The sequence below is a fragment of the Mobilicoccus caccae genome, assembly GCF_030161635.1.
Lineage (GTDB): Bacteria > Actinomycetota > Actinomycetes > Actinomycetales > Dermatophilaceae > Mobilicoccus > Mobilicoccus caccae.
In genome coordinates this window covers 1-1,724 of sequence record NZ_BSUO01000005.1, presented here as the reverse complement: position 1 = coordinate 1,724, position 1,724 = coordinate 1, and the positions used below count along the sequence as shown (strand labels likewise).

Sequence of the window (1,724 nt, the reverse complement as noted above, 5' to 3'; positions counted from 1 at the left end):
AACAGAACCTGTATGTGTCAAGTTTATTGAGGTTGAATAAAAAAACCGTCTTTTGGGGCAGACACAAAGTTATTTTTCAACCTCACTTTCGTTCGGTTTGCCCTCATCATCTCTAACAAAAACAAGTTTTTATTAGAGAAATTCGGGGTCATTATTAATTGATTTAGTCCTTTGGCGAATTGGCCTAAAGGCGCACTTTTCGCTTTTCCTTCGCCAATCTGTCCTTTAAATGCACCTTCATGAGCTTGGAAACGAGGCTTTTTCTGTACCCAACGTTTCATAGCGTGCCAACGTTTTTCTTGAGCGACGACGTCGTCCGGAAGGGCTTCGTATTGGTTCAACCAACCTTCCAATTCTTGGTTTCTTAAACTATCAATGACACGAATCATGGCTTGGGCGCCGGTTGTTGTCCACAAACGACCTTGGCGCTTCATGCGATAGGTGATTTTCCGATGGGTACTTTCGATCGTGCCAATACAAGCTTTAGGGTCCCTGATTCCTCGTGCTTTCAATGATTTTAAATAAGGCCAACTTCTTTGAAGATAGTGATGCAGTAAACGTAAATGTTCTAACGCTTCGGCCTCCTTTTCTTCAATCAAGCTTTCCGAAGTATCTAAAACAAGCTGGACTGCTTGCCAATCATAATGTTCAATCGCTCGTATCATTCGATGTTGGAGTTGGGGAACAAAAGCCATTCGTTCCTTGATTTTCCGATGGACATGGTATCGATCACGGAAGTGTTCATGACGCAAACAACCTAAAGCCAGTTCATCAAACACTGCTTTTTCATAGCCCGAACCGCCGTCACTATTGGAAATGACAACGGTATGACTTAAATCATAATAGGCTTGAAGATAGGCCATCATTTCTTTGTATGCTTTTTGCCGATTCAGATGACTCACAAAGTGCGGGGCGATCATTTCCGAGCGATTGCCGACTTTCTGGCTGCCTTCACACACTTGAAAACGGTGAACTTCAAGGGATTGTTTCTTCTGTCCGTTGATCTTTACGCCGTCTCCTTCCAGATATAAATAAGGCACTTTTTTCTTGGTGATCACGCCGTCATAACGACTTTCATGCGTGCTTCTGGCTTGGATGAATTCTCCCGTTTTAACCACCAATTGTTGCACATTTTGATGACTCATCTGCCAAGAAGTTAAACAGTCGATCGCTTGAGAAACATGACGATAGACCATGTTACTGCCTAATTGAGCCACGTTTCGCAGGACGAGCGAACTATAACGAAGACCTTTTCGAATCCCTAGAAATTCATCTAAGGGGTAACGAATGTCATTGGCTTGATTTTTCATTCGTCGACGAACATAGGTCACGGGACCAAACAAAAAGGTGATGGTTCTTTCGCTTTTACGATCGACGCGAAAGCCTTCTTTCTTACATTGCGCACAAATTTCTTCATCAAGCGTTTGAAAAGCTAGTTGGGTAATGGTCGCTATAAGTTGTGTAAAAAAGATCATCATGGCTCTTTCTCTTGCTAAAAAATTCGTTTCCTTCTTCATTACTTCCACTAAATCTGTTACAATAGAATCCATAAGAAACCGCCTTTGTTCATTAGTGCCTGTTAGCCCAATGAATAGAGTAACGGTTTCTTTTTTATTCGTCTAGAGGATACCTCAATAAATTTTACACTTAGACAGAAGCTAAAGATCTAATGATGATAGAGTTGACACAGCATTCCGGTTGGCCCCTTTTCGTATGCACATCAT

The 1,724-nt window shown here is 41.8% G+C and carries 1 pseudogene; it reads right to left on the bottom strand.

The features are described 5' to 3' along the window. Window positions 1-137 precede the first annotated feature (137 nt). Window positions 138-1,550, bottom strand: a pseudogene (locus tag QQK49_RS22440) (ISLre2-like element ISTeha1 family transposase); the annotation flags it as partial. Window positions 1,551-1,724: the final 174 nt, after the last annotated feature.